An 8,544-nucleotide genomic window follows, 5' to 3' on the forward strand; every position below is an offset into this window, starting at 1 on the left:
CCCATGCCCTTCTGTTTCTCCAACGGTTTCACAATATTCGTTTCCGTGAATATAATAATCAATATGAAGGTCCCGATCCCACATGTTGTTATATAGGTGAAATACATCACGTTTTGCGCCGATTGCTTTAATTTGTTTTTCTAGCGTTTGTTTTATATGGTCTGGTATTTGATTGGCTACATGTGTATGGAAAATACAGATTACAGCATCTTCCCTTATTTGATCTACAATGGATGGTAGAAGCACTACACCATCCCCTTCAATTAACTGCACTGATTGTTCTTTTACAAGTTCTGCTGCTTGATCGAATAGTACCAGTCTTTCTTTATGTTCTGGCCAAATAAGCGCTCGTAACCATAAATAGGCTTCGTCATCATTTAAATCGTTCACGTGTAAATCGAGTCCGATTCTTTCTACGACAGGTGGACTTTGTTTTAGCAAATACGGCATATTCTCCCCTCTTATTTCAGAGGTTAAATGAACATTCGATTGTGTATTTCCATACACTTCTTCCGTTCCATATGAATAATGATATTGATCCCAAAACAGTTGTAACCCTGCACTTGTACCAATTTCAATTAATGCTAACGGTTTGTTCACTTTTTTAAATATGTAACAGAAACTTGGATATAAATACGCACATCGTCTAACTTCATTCGTTTGAACGAGTTTCGTTTGTAATAAAGCGATGATTTCTTCTCGATACAATTTACAAAAATCTTTAAATTGGTGAAAGGCATTCTCTAAATTTGTATCAGCATTATCAACTAAACTACGATAATACCTTTTTAAGATATGTTCTTTTCCTTTTAACAATAAATAGTGTACTGCACCTAATAATAAGTTCGGGACTGGTTGACCAGGTTGTGCGTAGGAAGCTAACGTAAGAACTTCCTCATCTTCAGAAATTTTCATTGATAAATATTCGTATAAACCACTTGATCCTTTACATTCATTCACAGAAAAATTTCGAAATAAGTTTGCGACTTGTTCTTTTGTAAGCATTGGTATCCCTCCTGATTTGTTTTCAGAATAATCTTACCATTAATTTGTTATTTACTCTATTTTTTCAAATTAGATGTTACAAAAATAGAATTTCACTAGTTTCCAAAGATAAAACATAAAAATAGAAGTTTTTTTGGGATAACATAAAACTGGAATTCTTCTCCAAATCCCGCTTTACTACTATGCTTTTTCCCCTTATGACAGAAGAATTCTATGAAATAAAACGTTAAATAGTTTAAAATTATCAGATAACACTAGATATTTTAGTCTATTAATTATTATAATAGACTATGAGATGGTTATATAATTGAGACAAAAAAGGTAAGTACCTAGGTGGGGCCTAGGCGGTGTTTTCTTTTTACGGCTTAGATATAAAAACACCTACTCTTTTTTGCCAATATAGGGGATGGAGAGATTATCATGAGCAACATGCAGCAAAAAACAGACGTTATCTTAATTGGCGCAGGAATTATGAGCGCAACGTTAGGATCATTACTTAAAGAATTGGCACCTGAATGGGAAATTAAAGTATTTGAAAAACTCGCTAATGCCGGAGAAGAAAGTTCTAACGAATGGAATAATGCTGGTACAGGACATTCTGCGCTATGTGAGCTTAACTATACATCCGAAAAATCTGACGGGTCTATAGATATTGGTAAAGCTGTAAAAGTAAATGAGCAATTTCAACTTTCAAGACAATTTTGGGCTTATCTTGTAAAAAGAAACTTAATTCGTAATCCACAAGATTTTATTATGCCACTACCTCATATGAGTTTGGTGCAAGGGGAAAAAAATGTAGAGTTTCTAAAAAAMCGTTTTGAAGCGCTTTCAAGAAACGCTCTATTCCAAGGAATGGAATTTTCTGATGCACCTGACACATTAAAAAAATGGCTTCCACTCATTATGGAAGGTCGTAATTCTAATGAACCTATGGCTGCAACGAAAATTGACTCTGGAACAGATGTTAACTTCGGTGCGTTAACGCGCATGTTATTTGATTACTTAAAAACTAAAAATGTTGAGCTAAACTACAAACATAGTGTTGAAAATATTAAACGCACGAAGAATGGTTTGTGGGAAGTAAAAGTACATGATATGAATAGTGGCAAAATCGAACATCATACTGCAAAATTCGTCTTTATCGGCGGCGGTGGCGGTAGTCTACCTCTACTTCAAAAGACTGGTATTCCTGAGTCAAAACATATTGGAGGATTCCCAGTAAGTGGACTATTTATGGTATGTAAAAACCAAAAAATTGTAGAGCAGCATCATGCAAAAGTATACGGAAAAGCTAAAGTTGGTGCTCCACCAATGTCTGTACCTCACCTTGATACRAGATATATAGACAATAAAAAAGCTTTACTGTTTGGACCATTTGCAGGCTTCTCACCTAAATTCTTAAAAACTGGCTCAAACCTTGATTTAATTGGTTCTGTAAAACCGAATAACGTCTTAACGATGTTAGCAGCCGGTGTAAAAGAAATGGGATTAACAAAATACTTAATCCAACAAGTTATGTTATCACACGAAAAGCGTATGGAAGAATTACGTGAGTTTATTCCGAACGCTAAAAGTGAAGATTGGGATACTGTCGTTGCTGGACAACGTGTGCAGGTAATTAAAGATACTGATGCAGGTGGTAAAGGAACACTTCAATTTGGTACAGAAGTTGTTAGTGCAAATGACGGATCAATCGCTGCGTTACTTGGTGCTTCTCCAGGTGCTTCTACTGCGGTTCACGTTATGCTTGAAGTATTAGAAAAATGCTTCCCAGAACGTATACTAGAATGGGAGCCAAAGATAAAAGAAATGGTCCCTTCTTACGGCGTGTCACTTACGGAAAATCCAAGACTGTTCCAAGAGCTTCACGCTTCAACAGGACGCACACTTGGGTTAAATGAAAAAGAAGCTGTTCACAATTAATGAATAGATTTTAAAAACGACATAATAAAAACGTCCGATATATTCGGACGTTTTTTTACTTTGTCTTGCGAATACATAATAGTAGATAAATTTATATCGACTTACCCACAAGAAACGACAAGTTCATTTTAGCTCTCAACTAGAAATTATACTTATCAATATTATCCTTCGTAAATACAACTCGTTCTGGCAATACGATAATACCATTTCCTTCTGCCTCATAGTCATACCCTTGAATAGAGTTTGGTTCTACTTTCACTTTTCCGATTCCTTTTACTTCAAAGCTATCCCCTACTTTTAACTTCTTCCCTTTTACAACAATTTCATTTGCGACAAACGTTGCGAGTGCACCTTGTTGTTTAACATCCCATAAACCAAATTGCTCTACTGTTCCTCGTTTTACATAATCACGCATAACGTTCGGCGTTGAAAACCCAGTTACGACTACTTTTTTATCCATTTTTAAGTTCTCAGCCGCTTGCGCCATCRCTGGAAGTGCCGTTGCATCTGGACATATTACTGCGTTAATATCCGGATACGTTTTTAAAATACTCTCCCCTACTGATAAAGATTTTTGTGCATTATTTTCACCATATTGCGTCGTTACAATTTCCCAATTCGGATATTTCTCTTTAATAATTTCTTTCGCCTTCGTTACCCATTGATTTTGATCTGTTACAGTCGGACTTGAATAAAAGAATGCTACTTTTCCTTTATCCCCAATTTGCTTAGAAGTCATTTCAATTAATAAATTTGCAAGTTGGTCTGGTGTACCTTGGCTAATATAAAATGAACGGTCTTTCGGATTTACATCAGAATCCCACGTTAATACAGTCGTCCCCTTTTTCTTTGCACGTTGTAATGATTGCGAGAGACCATCAACTGACGTAGATGAAACCATAATTGCATCGTAGTTTTGGTTAATAAAATTGTTTATATATTTTACTTGCCCTGATACACTTGCCTCAGACGGTCCATCGTACTTCACTTGTACCCCTAACTTATCTCCCATCTCTTTTGCACCTTCACCGCCTGATGTGAAGAAGCCAACTCCTGTTAATTTCGGAATGAACGCAAATTTCACATCATCTGCTGTTTTCTTATCCGCTGTTTGACTAGAACAAGCGATTAAACCGATTAAACAAATACACATAATAATAACAATCCCCAGTTTTCTCTTCATAACATTTCCCCCTTATGCAAATTCCGTCTTTTCCCCGCTAAGAATTGATGTAATTTGAAATGTCTCATAATAACTGAAAGAATAAGGATAATACCAATTACTACATTGGATTGTTCATTCGTTAAGCCAGTCATTTGCAAACCGTACTGCATAAGTCCTATAAAAATACTCGCTAGTACTGTCCCAATAATACTACCTTTCCCGCCCGTAATAAGTGTTCCGCCTAAAACAACTGCCGTAATAACTGGCAAAATTGTTTCACTTCCAATATCAGCACGAGCAGAACCGAAATACGCTGTTAAGAAAGCTCCTCCTAATCCACCTCCTAACCCAGAAAGTACGTATGCAATAATCACTACTTTCTTCGTTCGAATCCCGGAGTATTTCGCCGTACTTTCATTTGCGCCAGTTAGTTTTGCGTGACGACCGTATGTTGTATGGTGAAACAATATCGTAAATACTATCGTTAAAATGACAAGGAGCCATAATAAATTAGGTATACCGATAAAACTACCATTTGCCAATTGCACATACGAATCTGGTAAACCACTAATTCCTTCATAACCCGCTGCCCCCGAACCACCTGAAATAACAAGGGCGATTCCTGCATATAAAAACATCGTTCCAAGTGTAACGACAAGAGGTTCTACATCTGTCATTTTTATAATAAGTCCATTTAATCCGCCCGCTATGCAACTTATTACGARCGCAATGATAACGGCCAACAGTATAGGCGTGCCATTCATCCAAAGTGCTCCGATAAGAATCGAAGTAAGCCCCATAATAGATCCTACTGATACATCAATTCCGCCAGTTACAATGACAAATGTCATCGGAATAGCCGCGATTGAAATAATGAGGAAATCGTTCATACTAAAAAGGAGGTTACTAATGTTTAAGAAATCACTATTTATGAAACTAAAGAGAATGAGTTCTACGAGAAGCAATATGAGAAGAACCCCTTCCCATCTATACAAGCTACGTATTCCCCTCATAGATTCACCCTTCCTTCTTCTAGTTGCCGGAGTTTCTTCCATTTTTTTAAGACACTATCTAATATGATGATGAGTAAAAGTAAAAATCCTGAAATAGCACTATTCCAAAATGCAGGTATTTTTAAAAAGACGAGTGAACTGCTTATCACTTCTAAAAAAAATGCACCTAATGCCGCTCCAAATATAGAACCTGTTCCTCCTTTTAAATGTATACCACCTAAAACAGCAGCGGCGATAACTTGCAATTCTATCCCTGTACCTGTTTGATTTGGAACGAATCCAATATTCATTACGAATATACATCCAGCGAGCCCAGCGCTTATGCCTGATATGATAAACGCGTATATTTTCACTTTATCTACATGTATTCCAATAAGCCTTGCACCATCTTCATTATCACCGACCGCATAAAAATATCTTCCAATCTGTACTTTCATTAATAAGAAATATAGTAGTAGTAATATGATAAGAACGGTCCATACCGTTACCGGAATGCCTAACATCATAATAGAAGAAATTTGTTTATACTCATTCGGAATATCTTCAATCCACTTTCCGCCCGTGAATAGTAACATTGCACCTCTAATAATACCGAGCATTCCTAATGTCATAATGATAGCTGGCACTCGAAATTTCGTAACGCCAATTCCATTTACCATACCAATAAGAGCACCAAGTATAATTGCCACAAATATTGAAATAAAGGCACTGTATCCATCTGTTAACAACATCCCGCAAACCGCAGCGCTTAATCCCATAATAGATCCTACTGATACATCTATATTTTTCGTAAACAATACGAAAGATTGACCAATTGCCAAAATAACTAAAATAACGCTTGATTTCATAATTAAAGATAAAGAGCTAAACTGAACAAAACTAGGATTCATTACTCCAACGAAGGCTATGTAAAGAAGTAATAAAATAATAATAGACGTCTCATGCATTTTAAATACACGTTTCACTCCGTTACACCTCCCTTTCCTCCGTACGCAAGGCGTGTAACTTCATCAATACAAATTTCCTTCTTCTCCAAATGAGAGACGAATCCTCCGTTTCTCATCACATAAACACGATTCGCTAATTGAACGATTTCTTCCATATCTGAAGAAATTAATATGAGCGCAAGTCCCTTTCTCTTCAAACTTTGTATCGTTTCGTATACTTCTAATCTTGCTTTCGCATCAATACCACGGGTCGGTTCATCAAGAATAATCACTTTCGGATTACATGCAAGATATTTCGCTAGCACGACCTTCTGTTGGTTCCCACCTGATAAAGACGTCAGCTCTTCATTCATATGAGGGACAACAATTCTAAACTGTTTTATATACAATTCGGATAAAGCGCTTTCTTTTTTGCTATTTAAAAAGAAGCTACTCATACTGTTTAAAGATGCAGATGTTATATTTTCCTTAACAGACGCAATTGAAAAAATACCATTCCCTGCTCGATCCTCCGGTACATACACCATACCTTCCTTTATTCGCTTATGTACCGAATACTTTGTAACGGATTTTCCTTCTAATAAGACAGAACCTACTTTCAAAGATTTTAATCCAAATAATGATTCAGCAAGTTCGGTCCTACCTGATCCAACGATACCCGCAATCCCTACAACTTCACCAGCATGTACAGTAAATGATACATTTTGAAATGCGTAACCAGACACATTTATGACATCTAATACTTTTTCTGAAAGTATTGTTTCTTCTTGCTTAAACTCTCTCTTCTCCTCAAATTTAGAGCCTTTTGGTAATAATCCCTCCATTAGCATGTCATATGTATAACTTGATACATCACCTTGACTTACAATCCTTCCATCACGCAAAATCGCTACTTTATTCGCAATTTCAAAGATTTCTGGAAAACGATGCGTAATGTAAATCATGCCAATTCCTTTTTCTCTTAAACTTTTCATCAACACAAAAAGACTCTTAATTTCATGAGTTGTTAAAGTCGATGTTGGCTCATCTAAAATAAGAATCTCAGCTTCCCTAATTAATCCTCTTAATATCTCTACTAATTGTTGCTGGGCAATGGATAACGATAACCCTAGATTATGAAGTTGAATGTTCCACCCTAATTCTTCTAGCAACTTATTAATCTTATTTCGAAGCTCTTTCTTTTTCGCTTTCATTCCGATACAAATGTTCTCTTCAATTGTCATATGAGGAAAAATGAGCGGCTCTTGAGGAATTAAATAAATGCCATGTTGATGTGCTTCTGCTGTGTTTGAGAACTTTTTTATTTCCCCTTTCACGACTCCCACCTCAAAATTCGGCTGGAGCAAAGAAGTTAGGTGGGAGATCAACTGCCCGTAAACGTCCGATTGGTGAGGGCTAATAATCAGTGGGGATGAATAAAACCCCCACTGATTAAAGTTTCACTTTATCGCCTCAACTGGAATAAACAAAATAACGAGCACATATGTTTAAGCAGTGGTCAATTGTTGAAAGGGATGAAGAGCATGTCACAGCTGAACTTTGAAGACAATTTGTTAACAAAAGTAGCTTGGTACTATTATAAAGATCAATTAACCCAGCAAGAAATTGCTTCACTTCTTCACATTTCAAGAAATAAAGTCGTTCGATTGTTAGATAAAGCACGGACGGAAGGTGTCGTCACATTTCACATAAAAGGTACTGGTTTACACTGTTTAAGCATCGAACGTGACCTTATAAAAAAATTCCATCTAAAAGATGCTTTCGTTATTCCAACGCCAACTGAGGATTATGCATTTTCACTCGGAAAAGCTGCCGCACAATATTTAGAAACTCAATTGCAACAAGGTGATTTACTTGGGATTGGCTGGGGAGAGACGATAAGTAAAATGCTAGAAAACATTCATTTTGATAGCTCTATGAGTCTTTCAATCGTTACTCTTACAGGAGGCGTAAATCACTATATTCCAAGAAATCAAAGCTATTTAAACTACATGCAAGGCGATCTTCATATTATTCCTACCCCTTTTCTAACATCTACAAACGAAATGACACAAATTATTCTATCTGAACCGAGCGTGAAAGATATGCTTCACGTCGCTTCCCTCGCTCATACAGCAGTAGTCGGCATTGGCAGCTTATCTCAAGACGCCACAATTGTGAAAGAAGAAAAATTAACACTACGTGAAATGACTTATATACGTAGTCAAAACGGGGCTGGCGATATTTTAGGGCAATTTTATAATACTAACGGAAAACAATTAGAACTTCCCCATCATAACCGTCTTATCGGCACACCACTCTCTGTTCTTCAAAATATKAAACATGTCGTTGGTGTAGCTGGCGGTACGGAAAAGATAGCTGCAATTTACGGCGCCTTAAAAGGAAAGTTCATTCATACATTAATTACCGATGAAGAAACTGCCCTCTCCTTATTAAGAAAGGAAGGTGACTCTTAATGTCTACTCTATTAGCTTACGACGCTGGTACAGGG

At 36.6% G+C, this 8,544-nt stretch carries 6 protein-coding genes and 1 pseudogene; 2 read left to right on the forward strand and 5 right to left on the reverse strand.

Translation table 11 applies throughout. The features are described from left to right. Positions 1-1,005: DUF2332 domain-containing protein (locus AC1DJR_RS12660; protein WP_477002742.1), on the reverse strand; the 1,005-nt coding region annotated here is incomplete at its 3' end. A 420-nt stretch (positions 1,006-1,425) separates the two neighbouring features. Here AC1DJR_RS12660 and AC1DJR_RS12665 point away from each other — a divergent pair. Next, positions 1,426-2,928: a malate:quinone oxidoreductase gene (locus tag AC1DJR_RS12665; protein WP_477002743.1), complete on the forward strand. Its 1,503-nt coding sequence runs from the start codon at positions 1,426-1,428 to the stop codon at positions 2,926-2,928. Between the two features lie 139 nt (positions 2,929-3,067). Here the strand turns inward: AC1DJR_RS12665 and lsrB are convergent, their stop codons facing one another. From lsrB to AC1DJR_RS12685, 4 genes and pseudogenes are all read right to left on the reverse strand, one after another. Then, entirely contained in the window at positions 3,068-4,111 is a 1,044-nt protein-coding gene (gene lsrB, locus AC1DJR_RS12670; RefSeq protein ID WP_477002744.1) for an autoinducer 2 ABC transporter substrate-binding protein LsrB, read from the reverse strand. Beyond that, on the reverse strand, positions 4,108-5,106 hold the full coding sequence (locus AC1DJR_RS12675) for an ABC transporter permease (RefSeq protein ID WP_477002745.1): 999 nt from the start codon (positions 5,104-5,106) through the stop codon (positions 4,108-4,110). Before AC1DJR_RS12675 ends, lsrB begins: the two co-directional genes overlap by 4 nt. Next, a complete protein-coding gene (locus tag AC1DJR_RS12680) occupies positions 5,103-6,071 on the reverse strand; it encodes an ABC transporter permease subunit (RefSeq protein ID WP_477002746.1) in 969 nt (322 codons plus the stop codon). The genes AC1DJR_RS12675 and AC1DJR_RS12680 overlap by 4 nt, the downstream gene beginning before the upstream one ends. Further along, positions 6,068-7,420 (reverse strand): annotated as a pseudogene (locus tag AC1DJR_RS12685) (sugar ABC transporter ATP-binding protein); the annotation flags it as partial. The gene AC1DJR_RS12680 and the pseudogene AC1DJR_RS12685, both read right to left, overlap by 4 nt. A gap of 156 nt (positions 7,421-7,576) precedes the next feature. Between AC1DJR_RS12685 and AC1DJR_RS12690 the strand changes: the two are divergent. Next, a complete protein-coding gene (locus AC1DJR_RS12690; RefSeq protein ID WP_477002747.1) occupies positions 7,577-8,509 on the forward strand; it encodes a sugar-binding transcriptional regulator in 933 nt (310 codons plus the stop codon). Positions 8,510-8,544 lie beyond the last annotated feature (35 nt).

The sequence above is a fragment of the Bacillus sp. 05T31 genome (assembly GCF_056396725.1).